This window comes from Cupriavidus sp. H39, from assembly GCF_050271075.1.
GTDB classification, from domain to species: Bacteria; Pseudomonadota; Gammaproteobacteria; order Burkholderiales; family Burkholderiaceae; genus Cupriavidus; species Cupriavidus necator_B.
Genome location: NZ_CP189846.1, coordinates 535,925 through 555,656, shown reverse-complemented (window position 1 = coordinate 555,656; position 19,732 = coordinate 535,925). Strand labels below are relative to the sequence as shown.

At 71.2% G+C, this 19,732-nt stretch carries 20 protein-coding genes; 5 read left to right on the top strand and 15 right to left on the bottom strand.

The window, feature by feature from the left end; genetic code table 11:
* The first annotated feature begins 58 nt into the window (after positions 1-58).
* Positions 59-1,273 (top strand): glycosyltransferase, encoded by a 1,215-nt coding sequence (locus tag ACOCMH_RS02945; RefSeq protein ID WP_427307693.1) that lies wholly within the window; start codon positions 59-61, stop codon positions 1,271-1,273.
* Positions 1,274-1,319: 46 nt separating this feature from the next.
* Here the strand turns inward: ACOCMH_RS02945 and ACOCMH_RS02940 are convergent, their stop codons facing one another.
* From ACOCMH_RS02940 to ACOCMH_RS02905, 8 genes are all read right to left on the bottom strand, one after another.
* Positions 1,320-2,099, bottom strand: coding sequence for a class I SAM-dependent methyltransferase (locus ACOCMH_RS02940; RefSeq protein ID WP_427307692.1), 780 nt, complete (start codon positions 2,097-2,099; stop codon positions 1,320-1,322).
* A gap of 40 nt (positions 2,100-2,139) precedes the next feature.
* Positions 2,140-3,390: a glycosyltransferase WbuB gene (locus ACOCMH_RS02935; RefSeq protein WP_427307691.1), complete on the bottom strand. Its 1,251-nt coding sequence runs from the start codon at positions 3,388-3,390 to the stop codon at positions 2,140-2,142.
* 23 nt (positions 3,391-3,413) lie between these two features.
* Positions 3,414-4,406 carry a GDP-L-fucose synthase family protein gene (locus ACOCMH_RS02930; RefSeq protein ID WP_427307690.1) on the bottom strand — a complete coding sequence of 331 codons (993 nt, stop codon included), beginning with the start codon at positions 4,404-4,406 and terminating at the stop codon, positions 3,414-3,416.
* A gap of 25 nt (positions 4,407-4,431) precedes the next feature.
* Entirely contained in the window at positions 4,432-5,640 is a 1,209-nt protein-coding gene (gmd, locus tag ACOCMH_RS02925) for a GDP-mannose 4,6-dehydratase (RefSeq protein WP_427307689.1), read from the bottom strand.
* 107 nt (positions 5,641-5,747) lie between these two features.
* Entirely contained in the window at positions 5,748-6,701 is a 954-nt protein-coding gene (locus ACOCMH_RS02920) for a glycosyltransferase family 2 protein (protein ID WP_427307688.1), read from the bottom strand.
* An 83-nt stretch (positions 6,702-6,784) separates the two neighbouring features.
* Positions 6,785-7,765 (bottom strand): response regulator transcription factor, encoded by a 981-nt coding sequence (locus tag ACOCMH_RS02915; RefSeq protein ID WP_427307687.1) that lies wholly within the window; start codon positions 7,763-7,765, stop codon positions 6,785-6,787.
* 730 nt (positions 7,766-8,495) lie between these two features.
* The gene (locus ACOCMH_RS02910) at positions 8,496-8,813 is read right to left on the bottom strand and encodes a hypothetical protein (RefSeq protein ID WP_427307685.1); all 318 of its coding nucleotides are present in this window, start codon (positions 8,811-8,813) and stop codon (positions 8,496-8,498) included.
* Between the two features lie 29 nt (positions 8,814-8,842).
* Entirely contained in the window at positions 8,843-8,968 is a 126-nt protein-coding gene (locus tag ACOCMH_RS02905; protein ID WP_012354904.1) for a hypothetical protein, read from the bottom strand.
* A gap of 406 nt (positions 8,969-9,374) precedes the next feature.
* On the opposite strand from ACOCMH_RS02905, the gene ACOCMH_RS02900 reads away from it, so the two are divergent.
* A complete protein-coding gene (locus ACOCMH_RS02900; RefSeq protein WP_427307683.1) occupies positions 9,375-9,512 on the top strand; it encodes a hypothetical protein in 138 nt (45 codons plus the stop codon).
* A gap of 118 nt (positions 9,513-9,630) precedes the next feature.
* Here ACOCMH_RS02900 and ACOCMH_RS02895 read toward each other — a convergent pair whose 3' ends face one another.
* Together ACOCMH_RS02895 and ACOCMH_RS02890 are read right to left on the bottom strand one after the other, a co-directional pair.
* Complete coding sequence (locus tag ACOCMH_RS02895) at positions 9,631-10,899, bottom strand: cyanate transporter (RefSeq protein ID WP_427307681.1); 1,269 nt, start codon at positions 10,897-10,899, stop codon at positions 9,631-9,633.
* Positions 10,892-11,350 (bottom strand): nucleoside deaminase, encoded by a 459-nt coding sequence (locus tag ACOCMH_RS02890; protein ID WP_427307679.1) that lies wholly within the window; start codon positions 11,348-11,350, stop codon positions 10,892-10,894. The genes ACOCMH_RS02895 and ACOCMH_RS02890 overlap by 8 nt, the downstream gene beginning before the upstream one ends.
* Positions 11,351-11,527: 177 nt before the next feature.
* On the opposite strand from ACOCMH_RS02890, the gene ACOCMH_RS02885 reads away from it, so the two are divergent.
* Complete coding sequence (locus ACOCMH_RS02885; protein WP_427307678.1) at positions 11,528-12,427, top strand: LysR family transcriptional regulator; 900 nt, start codon at positions 11,528-11,530, stop codon at positions 12,425-12,427.
* Here the strand turns inward: ACOCMH_RS02885 and ACOCMH_RS02880 are convergent.
* Positions 12,406-12,594, bottom strand: a complete 189-nt coding sequence (locus ACOCMH_RS02880) for a hypothetical protein (RefSeq protein WP_427307677.1) — start codon at positions 12,592-12,594, stop codon at positions 12,406-12,408. The genes ACOCMH_RS02885 and ACOCMH_RS02880 overlap by 22 nt on opposite strands.
* 262 nt (positions 12,595-12,856) lie before the next feature.
* Here ACOCMH_RS02880 and ACOCMH_RS02875 point away from each other — a divergent pair, with 262 nt between their 5' ends.
* Positions 12,857-13,552, top strand: a complete 696-nt coding sequence (locus ACOCMH_RS02875) for a phosphoribosyltransferase (protein WP_427307675.1) — start codon at positions 12,857-12,859, stop codon at positions 13,550-13,552.
* 10 nt (positions 13,553-13,562) lie between these two features.
* On the opposite strand, the gene ACOCMH_RS02870 is transcribed toward ACOCMH_RS02875, so the two are convergent.
* The 4 genes from ACOCMH_RS02870 to ACOCMH_RS02855 form a co-directional block, all read right to left on the bottom strand.
* A complete protein-coding gene (locus tag ACOCMH_RS02870; RefSeq protein ID WP_427307673.1) occupies positions 13,563-14,084 on the bottom strand; it encodes a 3-isopropylmalate dehydratase in 522 nt (173 codons plus the stop codon).
* Positions 14,085-14,134: 50 nt separating this feature from the next.
* Complete coding sequence (locus ACOCMH_RS02865; RefSeq protein ID WP_427307672.1) at positions 14,135-15,421, bottom strand: 3-isopropylmalate dehydratase large subunit; 1,287 nt, start codon at positions 15,419-15,421, stop codon at positions 14,135-14,137.
* Positions 15,418-16,482: a tripartite tricarboxylate transporter substrate binding protein gene (locus tag ACOCMH_RS02860; RefSeq protein WP_427307671.1), complete on the bottom strand. Its 1,065-nt coding sequence runs from the start codon at positions 16,480-16,482 to the stop codon at positions 15,418-15,420. Before ACOCMH_RS02860 ends, ACOCMH_RS02865 begins: the two co-directional genes overlap by 4 nt.
* A 101-nt stretch (positions 16,483-16,583) precedes the next feature.
* Positions 16,584-17,369: a GntR family transcriptional regulator gene (locus tag ACOCMH_RS02855; protein ID WP_062803991.1), complete on the bottom strand. Its 786-nt coding sequence runs from the start codon at positions 17,367-17,369 to the stop codon at positions 16,584-16,586.
* Between the two features lie 704 nt (positions 17,370-18,073).
* On the opposite strand from ACOCMH_RS02855, the gene ACOCMH_RS02850 reads away from it, so the two are divergent.
* The gene (locus ACOCMH_RS02850; RefSeq protein WP_427307669.1) at positions 18,074-19,690 is read left to right on the top strand and encodes a hypothetical protein; all 1,617 of its coding nucleotides are present in this window, start codon (positions 18,074-18,076) and stop codon (positions 19,688-19,690) included.
* Positions 19,691-19,732 lie beyond the last annotated feature (42 nt).

The window sequence follows — 19,732 nt, the reverse complement described above, 5'->3', positions numbered from 1 at the left end:
AGGCTGCCGGCCAGGCATCTCCATCGAACCTCCACATGGATCCGAAAAGAAAAGCAATATGAGGCTCATCCTGTTCGGTCATCCCACATTTTTCGGCAGCCACAGCATGGACCGCTTCGCGGCCATGATCGTCGAGGGCATGCGCGAGCGCGGCCACGAGGCCCAGCTATGGACGCCGCCCGCCGTGCTGGTGCGGCTGTCCACGCGCCCGGGCCTGCGCAAGTGGCTCGGCTATGTCGACCAGTACCTGCTCTTTCCGGCGTGGGCGTGGTGGCGGCTGCGGCGCGAGGGTGCGGGTGCGCTGGTGGTGCTGACCGATCATTCGCTGGGCATGTGGATGTGGCTGCTGCATCGCCGCCCGCATGTCATCCACTGCCACGACTTCATCGCGCAGCGCACTGCCGCGGGCGAGTTTCCGGGCCGCCAGCTGTCGGCCAGCGGGCGCCTCTACCAGGCGCTGATCCTGCGCGGCATCGCGCTGGGCCGGAACTTTGTCGCGGTGTCGGAGAAGACCGCGCAAGACCTGCTGCGCCTGCATCCCGGGCCGCGGCCGCGGGTGCGGGTGGTGCACAACGGCCTGAACTACCCGTTCCGTCCGCTCGCGCCCGATGTCGCCATGCGCCGGCTGCGCGCGGCCAGCATCGACGAGATCCGGCCCGGCATGCTGGTCCATATCGGCGGCAACCAGTGGTACAAGAACCGCGAGGGCGTGCTGGCGCTATACCAGGCGTACTGCGAAGCTAGCGGCGGTGACAGTGCCGCCGCGCCGCGCCCGCTGTGGATGATCGGCCCCGAGCCGACCCCCGCCATGCGCGAGCTGGCCGCCGGCGCCGAGCGCCTGGGCGGCAAGGTGCGGTTCCTGGAGGGCATGTCCACCGCGGCCGTGCACGCCGCCTATGCGCTGGCGGCGGTGCTGCTGTTCCCGAGCCTGGAAGAGGGGTTCGGCTGGCCCGTGATCGAGGCCATGGCGTGCGGCATCCCGGTGCTGACCACGGCGCGGGCGCCGATGCAGGAAATCGGCGGCGGGCTGGCGCTGATGATGGAGCCGATGGAGCCAGGCGAGGCGCAGGCCTGGGCCCGGCGCAACGTGGGGATGCTGCTGGAGCTGCTGTCGTGGCCGCAGGACCGGCGCGACCAGCTCTCGGCCGACTCGCTGGCGTGGGCGCGGCATTTCTCCGCGGAACGGGCGCTGGACCAGTACGAGGCCATCTACCTGGCCGCGCTGGCTCCGGCCTCGGCCACCGCGCCGGCCGAGGCCGGCACCGCCGGCTGAGGCCGGTGGCAAGCCGGCAAGGCCGCGCCGTTGCGCGGGCGCCGGCTCAATGCAGGGTGTAGGCGACAGTCTGGATCACGCCCGCGCCTTCGCGCACCTCGCACAGCACGCGGCTGTGCACCGGTTTCAGGTTGAACGGCGGCGCGGTCAGCACCACGCCGCTCGGCACCATGCGCGCCAGCCGCGTCGAGGCCCCCAGCCGCTTGTTGGCATTGGGCGGAAAATCCGGCGCCAGCGGCAAGTGTTCGGTCAGCACCAGCACCGGGTAGCGGTGCAGCTTGGCCAGCACGCGCGCGATCCGGCCGTTGTCCAGATGCTGCAGCACCTGGCGCAGGAACACCACGTCGCCGGCGGGCAGCTCGTCGCCGGCAATGTCGAGGCAGCGGAACTCGACATCGAGATGGCCGTAGCGTTCGCGGTTGGCCGCGATCAGCGGCGCCACCACGTCGCAGGCCACATAGCGCCCGCATGCCGGGCGGATGCGGCTGCCGATATGGAAGTCGCCGCAGCCCAGGTCGACCACGTCGGGCTTGCGCGGCAGTTCGCGCAGCAGCGCGGTGACGGCATCGGCGTAGGGCTCGACGATGCGCGGATCGTGCGAGCCGGTGCCGCTGAAGAAGCCCGGCTCGTTCGCCTCGCCCCAGAGGCTGCTGTGGTAGATGTCGGAGAACACTTCGCCAGGCGGCTTGGCGCGGTAGCGCGCGTCATGCTGCTGCTCCCGGCGCACGTGGTAGTACGTGCGCACCCAGCTTGGCACCAGGGGTTTGATGGTTTGCATCAGGCGTTGCACCAGCGCGGCTTGCGTGGTGGCGGTGTTCTGGCTCATGAGGTCCCCCTTGGACGGTTGGCGTTCGCCGCCTCTGCGCTTATGCAACCGCAGAGGCATCTTGCGCGGCAGGCGGCGATACCAGTGCCTGCAGCGCGCACTCCAGTTGCGCCAGCACGGCGTCGCGGCCCAGGTGGGCTTCGGCCCAGGCGCGGCCCGCGGCGGCATGCATGGCGCGCCGCTGCGGCTGGCAGGCGAGGGTGGCAATGGCGTGCGCCAGCGCGCTGCCGTCGCCGGGCGGCACCAGCACGCCCACGCGTGCCACCAGGCGCCCCAGTTCGGTATCGGGCTGCGCGGTGGCAATCACCGGGCGCCGGCTGGCCAGCATGCCGGTCAGCTTGGACGGCATCACCAGGTCAGCGGCATCGGCGCGCTGCGGCAGCAGGTGGATGTCGGCCGCCGCCATCATCGCGTGGAACTGCGCCTGCGGCTGCAGTGGCAGGAAATGCACGCGCGCCATGCCGGCGCAACGCGCCTGCAGCGCGGCGCGGCCGCTGCCGTCGCCGCACAGCACCACGTGGATGCGCGGGTGGCCCTGCAGCGCCTGCGCGGCATCGGCCAGCACTTCCAGGCCCTGCTTGTTGCCCATGTTGCCCGCGTACAGCGCGATCACCGCATCGGCGGGGATGCCCAGGCCGTGCCGGAACGCCAGCGCCGCGTCGGCCGGCGCCTCGTGCAGGTCGGCCCAGTTGGGCAGCAGCTGCAGGCGCGCGTTGCTGACGCCCTTGGCAAGCAGCGCGTCCGCCATGGCCTGCGAGATGGTCGAGACGCGGTGGTAGCGCGTGGTCAGCGCGCGTTCGATGCGGGTGGCCAGCCGGCGCAGCAGCGGATGGCGCAGCACGCCCAGCGCGAACGCGGCATCGACCTCCAGGTCCTGTACGTGCAGCCAGGTGCGGGCGCGCGTGCAGTTGCCCAGCAGCAGCGCCGCCGGGCTGCACATCAGCGTGGGTTCGACCGCAAAGATCACGTCGGGACGCCAGCGCAGCTGCGCCGCCACGCAGGGCAGGCTGCTTAGCGCAAAGCTCATCAGGTGCAGGATGCGCAGCAGGCCCGAGGGTTTGCGCGGCACCCATACCGGCGCACGGTAGACCGTCACGCTGCCGTGCGCTTCGCGGCCATAGCGCCAGGCGCTGTAGCCCTCGCCGACGCGCCACGCGGGATAGTACGGCGGCGCGCAGATCACGCGCACCTCGTGCCCGCGCGCGGCCAGCCATTGCGCCTGCTCGCCGGTGTACTTGCCGATGCCGGTCAGTTCGGGCGCGTAGTTCTGGCAGTAGATCAGGATCTTCATGGCCGCTCCGCGCGCGTTGGGGGTCAGGCCAGCGCGGCCGCGATGCCGCCAGGCAATCTGCCGGTGCGGCAGGCGTCCTCGTACACGCTGCGCAGGCCGTCTTGCAGGGCAATGCGCGGGCGCCAGCCGGTGCGCATGATGGCGGCGCTGTCCAGGCGCTTGCGCGGCGTGCCGTCGGGCTTGTCGGTTTCGAAGGCGATGTTGCCGCGATAGCCGGTGACCTGCGCCACCAGTGCCGCCAGCGCGCCGATCGAGATCTCGTCGTCGCTGCCGACGTTGAGGAAGCCCGTGGGCGCTGCCTCGCGGTATGCCGGTGCGGACAGCGCCATCACATGCAGGCAGGCACGCGCCAGGTCGTCGGCATGCAGGAATTCGCGCAAGGGCTTGCCCGTGCCCCACACCGACACGCGCGCGCTGCCGGCCAGGCGGGCATCGTGGAAGCGGCGCACCAGTCCCGGTATCACATGGCTGTTGTCGGGGTGGTAGTTGTCGCCGGGCCCGTAGAGATTGGTCGGCATCACGCAGCGGTAATCGGTGCCGTACTGGCGGTTGTAGCTGTCGCACAGCATGATGCCGGCGATCTTGGCGATGGCGTAGGGCGCATTGGTCGGCTCGAGCGCGCCGGTCAGCAGCGACGCCTCGCGGATCGGTTGCGGCGCCAGCCGCGGGTAGATGCAGCTCGAGCCCAGAAACAGCAGCCGCCGCACGCCGGCCTGCCACGCGGCATGGATCACGTGGGTGGCGATAGCCAGGTTCTGGTGGATGAATTCGGCCGGATAGGTGTTGTTGGCATGGATGCCGCCGACCCGGGCCGCAGCCAGGTAGACCGCGTCGATGCGCTGCGCGGCAAAGAATGCCTGCACCTGCTGCTGGTCGCACAGGTCCAGTTCGGCGTGCGTGCGCGTGACGATGTCGGCGTCGCCCTGCGCGCGCAGCGCGCGCTCGATGGCCGAGCCGACCATGCCGCGGTGGCCGGCGACAAAGATGCGCGGGCGCGCGCCAATGGGCTCGTTCATGGATGCCTCGTGACCGGACAAGGGACTACTCAAGGTGATTGAAGGCCTGGAACCCGGCCAGCCTGACCAGCGCGTCGCGCCGCGCGGCGGCGTAGTCGGCCTCGATCATTTCCCGGACCAGTTCGGCAAAGCCGATGCGCGGGGTCCAGCCCAGGCGCTCGCGCGCACGGCTGGCGTCGCCGAGCAGCGTTTCCACCTCGGTCGGGCGGAAGTAGCGCGGATCGACCCGCACCACGATTTCGCCCGGCTTGCATGCCGGCGTGATGCCGCCGCGCGCGGGCGCATCGACATGCTCGACCATGCCGACCTCGTCGACGCCGCTGCCATGGAAGGTGATGGTGATGCCCAGCTCGCGCGCGGCGCGCTGCACGAACTCGCGCACGCTGTGCTGTTCGCCGCTGGCGATGACGAAGTCTTCGGCCGCGGGCTGCTGCAGCATCAGCCATTGCATCTCGACGTAGTCGCGCGCATGGCCCCAGTCGCGCAGCGCTGACAGGTTGCCCAGGTACAGCGTTTCCTGCAGGCCCAGCGCGATGCGGGCAATCGCGCGCGTGATCTTGCGGGTGACGAAGGTCTCGCCGCGCACCGGGCTTTCATGGTTGAACAGGATGCCGTTGCAGGCATACATGCCGTAGGCCTCGCGGTAGTTCACCGTGATCCAGTAGGCATAGAGCTTGGCCGCGGCATACGGGCTGCGCGGATAGAACGGCGTGGTTTCCTTCTGCGGGATTTCCTGCACCAGCCCGTAGAGTTCGGAGGTGGACGCCTGGTAGAAGCGCGTGAGCTTCTCCATCCCTAGGATGCGGATCGCCTCCAGCAGGCGCAGCGTGCCGATCGCATCGGTGTTGGCGGTGTATTCGGGCTCTTCGAACGAGACCTGCACGTGGCTCTGCGCGGCGAGATTGTAGATCTCGTCTGGCTGCGACTGCTGCACCACGCGCACCAGGCTGGCGGTGTCGGTCATGTCGCCGTGGTGCAGGATCAGGCGGCGCTCCGGCGCCTGCGGGTCCTGGTACAGGTGGTCGATGCGCTCGGTGTTGAACAGCGAGCTGCGCCGCTTGATGCCGTGGACTTCATAGCCCTTGGCCAGCAGCAGCTCGCACAGGTAGGAGCCATCCTGCCCCGTAATGCCGGTGATCAGCGCGCGCCGGATGCCGTTGCGCCCGCGCGGCGCGGTCCGCTCCGGCCCGATGACGGTGTGATGACCGAGAGTGTCCAGCTCGTTTGCGCCCATGGCTCTGATCCGTTAGCAAGTGGGGCGACTGTAGCGCCGCGGTCCTGCGGCGCACCGTCTGCTACCCCACACAAGGGCGGCCGCCGGTGTGGGCGCACCGCCACGGATCAGGTGCGCGGCATCGGCGCCGCGACCTCGGCGCGGGCCGGGTCCGCGGTGCCGTCATGGCCGGGCGCAAGCCGCAAGTGCTGCCACAGCAGGCGCGTGGTGGCCCAGAACGGCGCCACGCCGCGCCAGCCGCTGCGGTGCAGGTGCTGTCCCAGGTTGTGTGGCAGGGCCAGCATCAGGAACAGCGCGGCCTTGTCGTGACGGTGCTGGCTGCGGCCGTACCGGTGCAGCATGGTGACCATGCGCGCGGCATCGGCGGCCGGGCTGCCGCCGCATGGCAGTGGCCGCTGCCCATGCAGCAGGTTGATCGCGCTCGGCACCAGCTCGATGCGGCAGCCGCAGCCATAGACCGCGCGCCCGGTCAGGTCGGCGACGTCGTAGTCGGCATCGAGGCACTCGTCGAACGGCAGCCGCTCCAGCAGCGCGCGCGGGAACACCGTGCTGGACAGCACCACCGCGCACAGCGGCCGCGCGCGCGCCGCGCCGCGCCGCGGCTGGCGCAACGGCTGTCCGAGGAAATCCTGGCGCTGCGGACGCAGGCATTCGCCCGCGCACATCGCCGTGCCGGTCAGCACCAGCGCGTCGGCGTTGCCGCCGGCGGCGACCCGGTAGATGAAGTCGTCGGCCAGGCGCTCGCCCATTTGCTGCAGGAAGGTTGGCCCCAGCGCGGCGTGGTCGTCGAGAAACAGCACATGCGTGCCCGTGGCCGCGCGCAGCAGCCGGTTGCGGCTGGCGGCGGCGCCGCGCCGGGGCCCGTCCAGGCAGGGGATGTCGGGGTACGCGTCGCGCATCAGCGCGCGCGTGGCGTCGTGGCTGCTGTCATCGCAGACGATCAGCTGGTGCGGCGGCATGGTCGATGCCGCGATCGACTGCAAGGTCCGGCGCAGGCCGTCCGGATGGTCGCGCGTGCTGACGCACACGGAAAAGCTGGGCAAGAACGTGCTGCCTTGCATGATGACCCCTCCCGTCCGGCAAGCGCCGGTGTTGCGCCGGCCCGTCTGTGCGGGCGCGGCGCGGCAAAACTGTCAGACCGGCCTCAGACCGCTGGCCTGACCGCCTGGCACGGCGGTTCGTTGCGTCTTGACGCCATCCCGGCGCCATTGGTTTCGCGCGTGATGCGTTCGTCGCCACTGACCCATTCCAGCGTGGCGCCGCGCTGCAGGGCGGCGTAGACGGCCTCGCCCTTGTTGCGCACCTTGAGCCGCTGGTACAGCGTGCAGGCGTGGCTCTTCACCGTCGCCACCGAGATGTTGAGCATGCGGCTGACGGTCTTGATCGGATAGCCGCGCGCCAGCAGCACCAGCACCTCGTATTGGCGCGGCGTGATCTTGAGCATCTCAGCCTCGTCGTAGCCGGGCTCTTCCTCGGTCAGCGGCATGGCAGCGGGCGTTGGCGACACCGCCGCCGATGCCGGTGCGGACAGCGGCTGGCCGGGCCGCAGCTCGGTCAGGTCGCGCAGGGCCACGGTGGTACGCAGGGCGGCGCGCGGGGTGCTGGCGCAGGACGCCAGCGACAACTGCTCCCCCGGCGGTTGGGCCGGATGCGCGGCGCTGAGCGGCAGCGGCGCAGCCGAGGCGAGTGACTGCATGGCGGGCATTGCCGAGCGCGACGCCGAGGGCAAGGTACCGGTCTCGGCGGTGAAGACCAGCCCCTGGACGCCGGACACGGCCATGCGGATGGCAGCCTCGATCACCGCCAGCGAGGCGGACTTGGGCAGGCAGCCGCAGATGCCGCGCGCGCTGTCCGCGGTGGGCACGTGCAACGGCAGGGTGTCGGCAAGGATCAGGATGCGTTGCGGCGCGAGTGTCTGCCGGGCCTGGTCCAGCAGCACCCAGCCGGGCGCGGGGTCGGCGGGCATGCCGAAAACGAGCAGGTCGGCGTTTTGGTGCCTGGCGTCCAGCCTGGCCATATCCGCGGGCGCAATGGCCGCCACCTGGGCGGATTCCTGGATGTTTTCGAGCATCTGCAACAGCCCGAGCCGGAGCAGTGGATGCTCCTCGATCAGCAACGCATTCATGGACTTCACTCCCCGTTTTTACCTGGGGGCGGACTGCGGGGCACTTTGCGTATGGAGGACGTGACAGGACCGCCGTCACCAGCGACGGCTGATGACTGGTGGCTGGCTCTGTGGCTGACCCCCATGCTTCCATGCCTGACAGTTCCGTTGTTGTGGCTGGAACTCGCTCATGGCTGGAAGGATGACCCCGAAATCCGAACCCGGGTGCTGCTTGCTCCTAAATCACTTGGAATTCATCTTATGGGGTGGGGGAGGGGAATGCAAGCGAGTGGGTCCGGGGTGGAATGAAGGAGGGAATGAAAGGACCTTAATAATCCCTTCAAATATGTCGTATTTATACCTGCCAGGTTCCGCAAACGCCGCGCTGGCGCCATTCGCGGTGGTTTCAAAGATGTGACATTGAGAATTAAATTGGTTGCAAACCTGAAACAGATTCTATTATCCCGAGGCGGGATATGACGATTTTATAACCCTATCGAGGGGTGTCCGGAATACATCATCAGCGGTGCTGCTCCAATTATGAAACGTGCTCCGGAAAGCTTGGTTGCGAAATCAATTCGGGAGATTTCCGGGCAGTTCGCGCACATGGTCTAGTGCTTCTGGATGAGGCGCGGCTACCACTATGGATGAACGCTGCGGCGCGGGCGGCACCGGGCGCGCCGGGCTTGCCACCACCCATTGGTGGGGGGAGGCAGGCCGCGGTGCAGGATGATGGCCCAGCTGTCCGGCTTCAGCGTACCCAGCGGCCCGGGCGCATGACCCAGCCGTGCGGCCCGCGCACCCACCGCTCGGGCACATAGCGGTAGCCGACGCGCTGCGGCTGCCAGTAGCCACCGCGCCAGTCGTAGCGTCCGCCGCGGGCTTCCCAGTGTCCCGGGACCCAGACCTGGCCGCGGCGCGCGGCCGGGTGCGGCTCATAGCGCGGCGGCGGCGGCGGGTGGCCGTAGCCGCTGGCGACGACGGCCGGATGGGCTTCGGCAGGGGCGCTCAGCCCGAAAGCGCCGCCCGTGGCAAGGACGGCTGCAGCAAGCAGGAGTTGGCGTTTCATGGGATAGCTCCTTTGGGCGGTGGGGGTAATCAATAGCGGTCGTAGTGGTGGTAGTGGCGCGGCGGCGGGCCGCCGCGCGGGGGCACCACGATGCAGGCGGAGAGCAGTGCGGCGGTGGTGGACAGCAGCACCACCAGCGAGAGGGCGCGTTTCATCAGGGCTCCTGGCGGGATCGCGTTGGACACGGCTCCAATGTAGCGACCGGCCCCCACGCTGCGCGCTTGCACTTGTAAGCCTGTCTCACAAGGGGCGACGGCGCGGGCGAGGTCCCGCTGCGCCTGCATGCCCGCCGGAATCCTTTGCCGGGCAAGGCTCCCCGGGCACAGCGGCGGACCCGGCAGACGGCGCACGGGCACAACTTCGAAGGTAATGTGACGTTACATGCGAAATAGTTTTCGCAAGGCGGCCGGCCCGGGCGTGGCCGCTAACGGGCCGGGCCGGTGCGGCAGGCACGCAGAAACGGGTACGCCCGGACGATACCGGACGTCGCCCTCGGGCGCCGTGCGGGCAGGATGGGCTATACCAGTGGGAAGTGGCCACGGAATGCGGGAAGGAGGCGCCATGCCGGTCATGCTTATCGTGCTTGCCTTGCAATGGCTGCAGGGCCTGTCGCCGCCCGCCGCAGCCTTGTTCGCACTGCCGCAGCAGCCGGCGCCGGCGGATGTCACGGCCGTGGTGGAGGCCGCGCCGGCCCGCTGACCTCGCCGGCCCCCCGGTTGAGCCGGGGTAAGCCTGGTTGAGCCCGGTTGAGCCCGGACGAGGCGGCTGGCGGCCAGACTGGTATCAGCCGTCCGCCGTCATCGCGGCCAGGCCGGTTTCATCCTGCGGCCCGCGCGCACCCGGCGGGCGCCGCCAATGCAAAGGATGCGCCGTAGCGCGCCGGATCCAGCCGCATGGTGAGGACGCCGACCACCGCCGCGCACGCCAGGTGGTACCACCAGCCCGCGGCAAAGTCGCCGGTGCGGTCGTGCAGCATGGCGGTGAGCCACGGTGCCAGCGACGCCAGCAGGAAGCCGCCGCCCTGCATCACCGCGCTCAGCGCGCCGGCGCTGTCGGGATCGGGCAGGTGGTCCAGCGCCACCACCAGGTACAGCGCAAAGCAGCCGCCCAAGCCGGCGCCGCCGATCACGGCCCAGGCGTGCGGCGCCGCGTCTGGCCACAGCGCGAGGCCGGCGAAGCCGGCCACCTGCAGCCCCAGCGCCAGTGCCATCCAGGCGCGCCGGTCCAGGCGGCGCGCCGCCAGCGTGGGCAGCAGCAGCGCCGCGGCGGCCTGAGCTACCGCCATCAGCGCCACCAGCGAGCCGCTCGCCGGCGCACTCCAGCCGTGGCTCTGGTAGAACGGCGCCAGCCACGCCACCAGCGACGCATAGCCGCCGTTCATCACGCCAAAGCAAGCCATCAGCAGCCAGGTGCGCGGACGCCGCAGCAGCGCGCCGGTCTTGCCGGCGGCGCTGGCCGGGCGGCTTGCCCGCGCGGCCCCGGCCCATGCCGGCTTGCTGGCCGCGCCGCGCGGCAGCGCCACCCACGCCAGTGCCAGCGCCGCCAGCGCGGGCACGGCCCACAGCGCCAGCGCCTCGCGCCAGCTGCCGGCCAGCTCGGTGACATAGGGCGACACTTGCGCGCCCAGCGCGCCGCCGCCCATCAGTGCGGCCGAATACAGGCCCATCACCGGTGCCACGCGCGCCGGGAACTCCTGCTTGACCAGTCCCGGGCACGCCGCCTGCACCACCGCCACACCCAACCCGCACAGCGCCGCCGAGGCGATCAGCCAGGTGGCGCCGGCCGCGCCCAGCCGCAGCGCGCAACCGCCGCCAAGCAAGGCCAGCGCGCCGAGCACCGCGGTGCGCGCACCCAGCCGCGCGCGGATGGCAGGGCCAAAGAACGCGCCCACCCCCATCAGCAGCATCGGCAGCAGCGTCAGCCACGCCATGCCCTGGTAGCTCAGGCCGGTGCCGCCGCGGATGGCCGGCGCCAGCGGCCCGACCGCGGTCAGGAACGGCCGCAGGTTCAGGCCGATGCCGGCCACGGCCGCCAGCACCAGCCAGCGCGGCGGCGCGGGGCGCGCCGGGCGCGCGCCCTCAGCCACGGCGCGCGCGCATGCCGTAGAGCTGCGCGGCGGAAAGGTCGACCGGCACCCGCGTGAGCGGCAGCGGCGGCGGGTCGAGCGGCAGGCGCAGCGCCTGGTAGGCGGCCTCGCTCGACATGCCGTAGGGGGCGGCATCGTGGTTGTCGAAGGCGTAGTAGACCGCCTGCACCCCGGCCATGGTCAGCGCCGCCAGGCACATCGGGCAGGGGTGGCCGCTGGCATAGACCACGCTGCCGCGCAGGTCGGGCCGGCCCAGCTTGCGCGCGGCGGCGCGCACCGCCTCCATCTCGGCATGGGTGGTGGGGTCGTGGCTGTGGACGATGTCGTTGACGCCGGTGGCGACAGCCTCGCCGTCGAGCACCAGCACGGCGCCGAACGGGCGCGCGCCGCGGTCACGGTTGGCCAAGGCGAGGCGGACCGCCTCGCGCATGAATGCCTGGTGAGTGGTCATGGTTGGCAGAAAAGTGGGTACATGCTCGCGCGCAACGCGGCATGGTGCTTGAAGTCAGGGGCGACGGCGCCCGGATGCAGCCGGGGCCATCGCGGCGCCACTGTACGCCGGGCCTTGGTGATTGGGAAATTAAATGATGAAATCGCCAGCAGTGGAAAAACCAATGGATGCCCCGTCGTGCAGGATCCCCGTCTCGACCCCGTGCTGCTGCAGAGTTTTGTCGCCGTCGCCGAAAGCGGCAGCTTTACCCGTGCCGCCCAGCGTGTGCACCTGACCCAGTCCACCGTGAGCCAGCAGGTGCGCCGGCTGGAAGACCAGCTGGGCTGCGTGCTGCTGGACCGCAGCGGCCGCTATGTCACCACCACGCCGGAAGGCGAGCGCCTGCTCGGCTATGCGCGCCGCCTGCAGCAGCTGATGGCCGAGGCGGTGGGGCAGTTGCGCCAGAGCGCCGGCCAGGGCGAGATCCGGCTAGGCGTGCCCGAGGACTTTGCCGCGCGCCCTCTGACCCCGGTGCTGGCCGGGTTTGCCGATGACTGGCCGGGCATGCGGCTGGAGGTGACCAGCGGCATGAGCCACGAGCTGTGGCAGCGTTTCCAGGACCGCGAGCTGGACCTGGTGCTGGTCAAGCAGCGCACCGGCCAGGCGCAGGGGCTGGCCAGCTGGCCCGAGCCGCTGTGCTGGATCGACAGCCGCAGCCGTCCGGCGGTGGCGCGCGATCCGGTGCCGCTGGTGGCGTTCCCGGTGGGCGGCCTGTATCGCGGCGAGATGACGCACGCACTCGACGCCGGCGGCCGGCGCTGGCGCGTGGCCTTTGTCAGCGCCAGCCTGGCCAGCATCCTGGCGGCGGTGGCCGATGGCCTGGGCGTGACGCTGCTGCCGCGGCGGCTGGCCACGGCGCAGCACACGGTACTGGAGCAAGGCTGGCCCGCCGCGGTGCCGGATGTCGAACTGAGCCTGCACGCGCAGCCGGACCTGCCGGCCGCCGCGCGCGACATGGCGGCGCGACTGGCCGCGCTGTGCGATACCGTGATGGCGGCGGGCGCGCCGCCGGCGCTTCAGCCGAAAAACTCGTTGTAGTAGCGCGTGCAGGTGCCGGCCGGGCGGAAGGTGTACGGCAGCTCGGCCATCGCGGCGGCTTCGAGCGAACCGAACGGAATGTCCGGCGCGGCGAGGGGGGAAACGTCTGCCGTGGCGTCGTGTCGGGGTTGCGCAGTCGCGGCGCGGGCGGAGGAGGGCGTGGTCATGTCAGGGCTCATGCGATCGGGCCGGGCGCGGGCGGTACCCGCCCGGCAAGGGCGGTGCGGCGTTGTCAGTGCCAGCCGCCATCGTAATGCTGCACTGCGGCGCGGTCAGCCACCCCCGGCTGAACACACTGTTGCACCATCGCGCCTAATGGCGCTCGCTCGCGCCGGCAGGTGGCCCGCGGGCCGCCCCCGCAGGCATCGCCAGGGTCTATATTGGGCGGAGGGACCCCCGCGCCGGACTGTCCCGCCCATGGAAACCGACATGTCCTTGCCCCCGTGCTTTGCCGATCGCCGCGAAGCGGGCCAATACCTCGGCCGCCACCTGGCGGCGCTGGGCTTTGGCGCCGCCCGGCTGGGCCAGCCGCCGCTGGTGCTGGCGTTGCCGCGCGGCGGCGTGCCGGTGGCATTTGAGGTGGCGCGCGCGCTGGACGGGCAGCTGGACGTGCTGCTGGTGCGCAAGATCGGCGCGCTGGGCTACCCGGAGCTGGCACTGGGCGCGGTGGTGGAGGGCGATGCCGGCGGCGGCGGGCCGCACACGGTGGTCAATGACGATCCCTGGGCACGCCGCGCCGTCGAGAGCGGCAGCTTCGATGCCGAGCGCGGCCGCCAGCTCGACGAGATCGCCCGGCGCCAGCAGCGCTACCGCGGCGGCAAGCCGGTGCCGGCCCGCGCCGGACGCGTCGTGATCGTGGTCGATGATGGCGTTGCCACCGGCGCCACCATGCGCGCCGCGCTCGAAGGCGTGCGCATGGCCGGCGCGGCGCGCGTGGTCGCGGCCACGCCGGTGGGTTCGCAGGAGGGGCTGGCCAGCCTGGCGCCGGCTGCCGACGAGGTCATCTGCCTGAACACGCCGCCCAGCTTCGGCGCGGTGGGCGCGTTCTACCTCGATTTCAGCCAGACCAGCGACGAAGAGGCGCTGGCGCTGCTGCGCACCGCGCCACCGCCTGCCGCGGCCTGAGGCGCCGGATTCAGCCCCCGGCGCCGCGTTCGCGCGCCAGGCGCGCCTTCAGGTGCGGCACCAGCCCGCCCGCTGCCAGGATGGCGCGCAGGAACGCCGGAATCGGTTCGCACGCCACCACGCTGCCGTCGTCCAGCCGCAATTGCGCGGTATCCAGGTCCAGCACCCCGTGCGCGCCATCGGCCAGCCGGCTGGTGTCGGCGCAGACCAGCACCGGCAGGCCCAGGTTGATGGCGTTGCGATAGAACAGCCCGCCAAACGATTGCGCCACCACCGCCCCCACGCCCAGTTCGCGCAGCGCCTGCGGCGCCTGCTCGCGCGAGGAACCGATGCCGAAGTTGGCACCGGCCACCAGCACGTCGCCGGGGCGCACGCTGCCGGGAAACTCCGGACGCAGCGCGGCCAGGCAATGCCGGGCCAGCACCGGCAGCGGCGCTTTCATCAGCACGGCGGGGGCCATGGCATCGGTGTCGATGTTGTCGCCGAAGCGCCAGAGGCGGCCGGCAGGTGCGGGGGCGAAGGCAGAGGTCATGCGGAGAAGTCTGTCCCGCCGGCGGCGGGCACGGGGTCAGGGCTGCGGCGTTACTCCAGCAGCGTGCGCGGATCGGTGATGCGGCCGGTGACGGCGCTGGCGGCTACTGTCATCGGCGAGCCGAGCCACACGGCGCTGCCGGCATCGCCCATGCGGCCGGCGAAGTTGCGCGCGGTCGAGGCTATGGCACGGCTGCCCGCCGGGAAGCGCGCCGCGCCATAGCCCGCGCAGGCGCCGCAGGCGTTGGGCAGCAGCATGGCGCCGGCGTCGGCAAGGATTCGCAGCGTGCCTTCCTGCTCGGCCTGCATCTGGTCGCGGCGCGAGGCCGGTGCCACCTGCAGCGTCACGCCGGCGGCCACGCGGCGCCCGCGCAGCACGCGCGCGGCCATGCGCAGGTCTTCCAGCTTGGCGCCGGTGCAAGCGCCCAGGTAGGCGATCTGCACCGGCTCGCCGGCGGCGTGGTCGACCGGCGCGCTGTTGGCGGGCGAGTGCGGCGCGGCCACCTGCGGCACCAGCGCCGCGGCGTCGAAGCGATGGGTGGCCAGCACGGGCGCGCCGGGATCGGTGCGCCAGTGGTCCAGGTCGATCGCCGCCAGGGTCTGCGCCGGCACCCCGGCCTGGGCCAGCCAGTCGAGCGTGACTGCGTCGGGTGCCACCAGCCCGGTCTGCGCGCCCAGCTCGGTGCTCATGTTGGTAAGCGTCATGCGCTCCTGCATCGGCAGCGCGGCGACGGCGCTGCCGGTGAACTCCAGGGCCTGGTAGCGCCCACCGCCCATGCCCAGCGTGGCGCACAGGAACAGCATCATGTCCTTGGCGCACACGCCTGGCGCGAGTTGCCCGTCCCACTGCAGACGGATGGTGTCCGGCACCCGCAGCCAGATCTCGCCAGTGGCGAGCACGCCGGCCATCTCGGTCGCGCCCACGCCGAACATATACGCGCCGAAGGCGCCGCCGGTGGGGCTGTGGCTGTCGCCGCCGACGATAAGGCGGCCCGGCAGCACGTGGCCGCGCTCGGGCAGCACCACGTGGCAGATGCCTTCGGCGTCGATGAAGTGCGCGCCGGCCTGGCGCGTCCAGTCGCGCGTGAAGCGCAGGATCGATTCGGCCTGGGCATCGCCGCCGGGCACGAAATGGTCGGTCACCACCACATAGCGCGACGGGTCCCAGACGCCGGTGCCCAGTTCGTCCAGCAGCGGCGCCACGCGGCGCGGGCCGCTGGAGTCGTGCGACATCGCCAGGTCGACCCGGCAGATCACCACGGTGCCGGGCTCGGCATGGGCCAGCCCGGCGGCGCGTGCCACCAGCTTCTGTGCGAGCGTGGCGGGTGCGGCGCTCATTCCGGCGACGCGCCCGAGTACTTGACCACGCCCGCCCAGCGCTTGACGTCCTGCTTCACGAACGCGGCAAAGGCGTCGGGCGGCGTGCCCATCGGCTGCGCGCCGTCGTTCTCCAGGCGCTTGCGCACCGCGGGGGCTTCCAGCCCCTTGCGCGCGGCCTGGTACAGCGCCTGCGTGGTGTCGTGCGGCATGCCGGCCGGCCCGAACAGGCCGAACCACGCGCTCGACTCGAAGCCCTTGACGGTATTGCCGATCGGCGCGGCGCCCGGGAACTGCGGCAGCGGCGCGGGGCTGGTCACGCCCAGCACCTTGAGCTTGCCCGCGCGCACGTGCGGCAGCACGTTGATGGTGCTGGCGAACATCAGGTCGCACTGCCCCGCCAGCACGTCGGTCAACGCCGGCGACGTGCCCTTGTACGGAATGTTGACGATGTAGGTGCCGGTCATCATCTTGAACATGTCACCGGCCATATGCAGCGACGAGCCCACCGAGCCGATGGCGAAGTTCAGCTTGCCCGGTTCCGAGCGCGCCAGGCGGATCAGCTCGGGCACATTGTTGGCCGCCAGCCGGGGCGTGGCCACCAGCACGCTGGGGACGGTGGCGACCAGCGTGATCGGCGTGAAGTCCTGCACCGGATCGAACGGCAGCTTCTTGTACAGCGTGGCGTTGATGGTATGGCTGGTGAAGCTCATCAGCAGCGTGCTGCCGTCCGGCGCGCTCTTGGCGACCAGGTCCGCGGCGATATTGCCGCCGGCGCCGGGGCGGTTTTCGACCACCACGGGCTGGCCCAGCTCCTGCGACATCTCCTGGGCAATGGTGCGCGCCAGCGTGTCGGTGGTGCCGCCGGCTGGCGCGCCCACCAGGATCCGGATCGGCTTGCCGCCGGCCACCTGCGCCGGCCCCTGGCCTTGTGCCTGGGCCACGGCCGCCAGCGGCAGGGCCAGCGCGCAGGCGGCCAGCGTGCCGAGCGCGGCAAGGCGCCGCACCGTGGCGCGGCGCGGAATCGAAGGCAGACGGGTCGGGCTGGCCGGGATGGACGGGACCAGGCGGAACTCAGGCATGGCGGCGGCTCCTCGCTTGATGTGATCAGGGATGCGCAGTATGGCGCGGAACACGATCCGGCGCATCCCCGGCAACGCACCGCCGGGGCGGCACCGCGGCGTCAGTCGCGCAAGCCCGGGCGGGTCTCGCTTTCCACCCAGACGTTGGCGCTGTCGACGCCGGCCGGCGACAGTTCCATCCGGTATTCATAGCGGTCCGGGCGGTACTGGCCCAGCAGCAGCTGCACCGGGCGCCCGGACTGGTCCTTGACCACGCGGCGCACCGCCAGCAGCGCGCCGCCGACCGGCACGTCCAGCAGCGGCGCCACCACCACGTCGGCCAGCCGTGCCGACAGGACCTGGCTGGCGCGGCCGAGCTTGACCCCGCCCGCTTCCAGCAAGCGCAGCACCGGGGTCTCTTCCAGCGCCTGGCGCGTGATCGGCCGGCCCAGCGCTGCCGGCAGGTAGACGGTGATGTGCGACAGCGGACGGTTGCGGTAGTGGCGCACGCGCACGATCTTCACCACCGGATCGCCCGGCTCGATCTGCAGCGAATCGGCCACGTCCGGGGTGGCATGGACTTCATCGATCGAGATCACCTTGACCGACGTCTTCTGGCCCATGTCGATGATGTTGTCGAGCAGGCTGGTGCCGCGTTCCTCGCCGGCGGCCGCGGCCGGGCGCACCGGATGCGGGTTGACGAAGGTGCCGAGCCCGCGGTGGCGGCGCACCAGCCCTTCCTGCACCAGCCGGTCGAACACGCGCCGCATGGTCACGCGCGACGCGTGGAACTGCTTGGCGAGGTCAATCTCGCCGGGCAAGGGACCCTGGCCGAAGCGGCCTTCGACGATCTGCTGGCGCAGCACCACGTAAATCTGGTGATACAGGGGAACGACGGCTTCACTCATGGTTTCCCTTGTGGAGAGATGACAAGTCTGTAATGCCTCTAATGTACTTTAAATCAGACATAGGGCCTAGCGAGGATAAACGCTGAGGGGTTTTCGCGACAGGGGCTCGCACGCGTGCCGCGGTGGTCCGTGCTGCGCCAAGGCGCGGTGACGCATTGTGCCGGGTGGGGCCGATGGCGTCGCCGGCGAGCCGGCCAGCGGGCGATACCGCGACCATGGCGGTAGCCGCGGGCTTGCCCATGGCGCCATCGCCGGGTCGAGTCAGCAATGTGGTCCGGCCCAAAAGGGCGGCGGCGGCGACACCCCCAGGCGCGTGTTTCACCGCCGATACGTGGCGAAAGAATCAGGGCAAATCCCGAGCCGGCGCTGCAAGGGCTTGAAAATGAAAGCTTTCCTGACGGTCGCCGCGGGCCCCTCAAAACGCGATGGGGCGCCTCTGTCACAGCAATGTGACATGTCGCGTGCCGCACATCGGCGCGGGGCCATGTCGATCCGGCAAAACATCGGCCAGAGCGCTGCCGCGGCGCCGGGTGGCCCTTGTAATACAAGGACTTGCCGCCCCGGGTGACGAAGCTGGCACCGATTATGCGCAGGGCAGGCTGGTTTGGCAGAACGCCGGACCTGAACCTCCTGCCGCGCTCGTCGATGAGTGCGGGCCAGGAGCTGAGCCGCTGTGACCGTGAAATCCTCCTGGGAGCATCGTAATGAACAAGACACTTCTGGCGTCGGCGATTGCCCTCGCCTTTGCTGGTTCGGCGTGGGGTAACCCGACCAATAACAACACCGACGGCTGGAGCCATCAGTCAGCCACCGCCACCTCGACCCAAAGCGGCGCCGGGTCCCTGGCCAACGAAAACTCGACTTCGAACCAGGACAACTCCGATCACAGCACCAGTACCAGCAGCCGCACCACCTCGATCGACGTCGACAAGTCGCGCACCAACTCCAACAACCGGACCACGACGGTAGCGGTCGACAAGTCGACCAATGACTCCAACAACCGCACCAACTCCAACAATCGCACCAAGACCAACTCCGACAACCGCACCCGGCTGACGCTGGACCAGGGCGGCCTTGGCAATGCCGCCGCCAATGCCGGCAATGCCTCGTCGAGCATCGCCAATGCCTTCAACACCAGCAAGGCGATCGCGGTCAGCAAGCTTAGCGGCCAGGTGACCGGCAACACCGTCGCCAACATCGGCAACGTGGCCCGGAACACCGGCAATGCCAACGGCGGCGTCGGCTACGGCGGCAGGGGCGGCACCGGCGGCAACGGCGGCACCGGCGGCGCGGCGACGGGCGGCAACGGCGCGGTCGGCGCGATCGGCGGCAGCGCGAGCGCGACCAATGGCAGCGCCACCGCGGGCGATGCCACCAGCGGACGCGCCGTGGCGGGCGACGGCGGCAATGGCGGCCGTGCCAGCGGTACCGGTGGCGACGGTGGCGGCGCCGCGGCGCTGGGCGGCAGCGCCCTCAGCGCGGCGGGCAGCCGCGGCGGCAGCGGCGGCAGCGCGGCTGGCCTCGGTGGCGGTTCGCTCAGCGCTTCGCTGGGCGCAGGTGGCCGTGGCGGTGGCGCGGCCGGACTGGCCGGCGGCGCCCTGGGCGCCAGCGCGGGCCTGGGCGGCCTGGCTGGCTCCGGTGCCGGCGGTGGCGGCAGCGGCGGCTCGGGCGGCAGCGTCGGCAATGGCATGGGCGCTGACTCCGGCGGTGCCGGCGGTGCCGGCGGCGGCGGCGGTACGGCGGGCGCAGCCAATGGCAGCGGCACCGGCGGCGCGGCCAGCGCCACCGGCGGCACGGCCACGGCGAGCGGCGGCGCAGGCGGCGCGGGCACCTCGATGTCGACCTCGACCGGCGGCGCCGGCTCGGGTACCGGCGGTGCCGGTGGCGCTGGCGGTGCGGCCACCTCGACCGCCACCGCGGGTTCGGCCACGGCCAACGGCGCGGCAGGCGGTTCGCAGACCAGCGTGGCAGGTGCTGGCGGTGCGGGCGGCAACGCCAATGCCGCGGCGGCCACGGCGACGGCCTCCAACGGCGGTGCCTCCACCGGCAGCGGTGGCTCGGGCGGTGCCGGCGGTGCCGGCGGTTCGGCGACCGGCGGGGTTGCCGGTACGGGCGGCGTCGGCAACGGCGGCGCTGGCGGGACCGGCGGCAATGGCGGCTACGTCCTGGTCGACGCGGGCACCTTCAACATGTCCAACACCATGACCAGCGTCGGTCAGACGGCGGCGGGCATCATGATGGCCAGCCAGAACAGCGGCGTTGCCTCGCTGGTGCAGCAAAGCGTGAACGTGCAGGCCAACCTCAACGTGGGCGGCAGGTAAGACGCGCAACGCGGCCGGAATCCCCGGGGTTTGCCCCGGGGG

Bases quoted from the DNA above. Each gene is read 5' to 3' on its own strand.
- ACOCMH_RS02945 (WP_427307693.1), top strand. From the start codon at position 59: ATGAGGCTCATCCTGTTCGGTCATCCCACATTTTTCGGCAGCCACAGC.
- ACOCMH_RS02940 (WP_427307692.1), bottom strand. From the start codon at position 2,099: ATGAGCCAGAACACCGCCACCACGCAAGCCGCGCTGGTGCAACGCCTG.
- ACOCMH_RS02935 (WP_427307691.1), bottom strand. From the start codon at position 3,390: ATGAAGATCCTGATCTACTGCCAGAACTACGCGCCCGAACTGACCGGC.
- ACOCMH_RS02930 (WP_427307690.1), bottom strand. From the start codon at position 4,406: ATGAACGAGCCCATTGGCGCGCGCCCGCGCATCTTTGTCGCCGGCCAC.
- gmd (WP_427307689.1), bottom strand. From the start codon at position 5,640: ATGGGCGCAAACGAGCTGGACACTCTCGGTCATCACACCGTCATCGGG.
- ACOCMH_RS02920 (WP_427307688.1), bottom strand. From the start codon at position 6,701: ATGCAAGGCAGCACGTTCTTGCCCAGCTTTTCCGTGTGCGTCAGCACG.
- ACOCMH_RS02915 (WP_427307687.1), bottom strand. From the start codon at position 7,765: ATGAATGCGTTGCTGATCGAGGAGCATCCACTGCTCCGGCTCGGGCTG.
- ACOCMH_RS02910 (WP_427307685.1), bottom strand. From the start codon at position 8,813: ATGAAACGCCAACTCCTGCTTGCTGCAGCCGTCCTTGCCACGGGCGGC.
- ACOCMH_RS02905 (WP_012354904.1), bottom strand. From the start codon at position 8,968: ATGAAACGCGCCCTCTCGCTGGTGGTGCTGCTGTCCACCACCGCCGCA.
- ACOCMH_RS02900 (WP_427307683.1), top strand. From the start codon at position 9,375: ATGCCGGTCATGCTTATCGTGCTTGCCTTGCAATGGCTGCAGGGCCTG.
- ACOCMH_RS02890 (WP_427307679.1), bottom strand. From the start codon at position 11,350: ATGACCACTCACCAGGCATTCATGCGCGAGGCGGTCCGCCTCGCCTTG.
- ACOCMH_RS02880 (WP_427307677.1), bottom strand. From the start codon at position 12,594: ATGACCACGCCCTCCTCCGCCCGCGCCGCGACTGCGCAACCCCGACAC.
- ACOCMH_RS02875 (WP_427307675.1), top strand. From the start codon at position 12,857: ATGTCCTTGCCCCCGTGCTTTGCCGATCGCCGCGAAGCGGGCCAATAC.
- ACOCMH_RS02870 (WP_427307673.1), bottom strand. From the start codon at position 14,084: ATGACCTCTGCCTTCGCCCCCGCACCTGCCGGCCGCCTCTGGCGCTTC.
- ACOCMH_RS02865 (WP_427307672.1), bottom strand. From the start codon at position 15,421: ATGAGCGCCGCACCCGCCACGCTCGCACAGAAGCTGGTGGCACGCGCC.
- ACOCMH_RS02860 (WP_427307671.1), bottom strand. From the start codon at position 16,482: ATGCCTGAGTTCCGCCTGGTCCCGTCCATCCCGGCCAGCCCGACCCGT.
- ACOCMH_RS02855 (WP_062803991.1), bottom strand. From the start codon at position 17,369: ATGAGTGAAGCCGTCGTTCCCCTGTATCACCAGATTTACGTGGTGCTG.
- ACOCMH_RS02850 (WP_427307669.1), top strand. From the start codon at position 18,074: ATGAACAAGACACTTCTGGCGTCGGCGATTGCCCTCGCCTTTGCTGGT.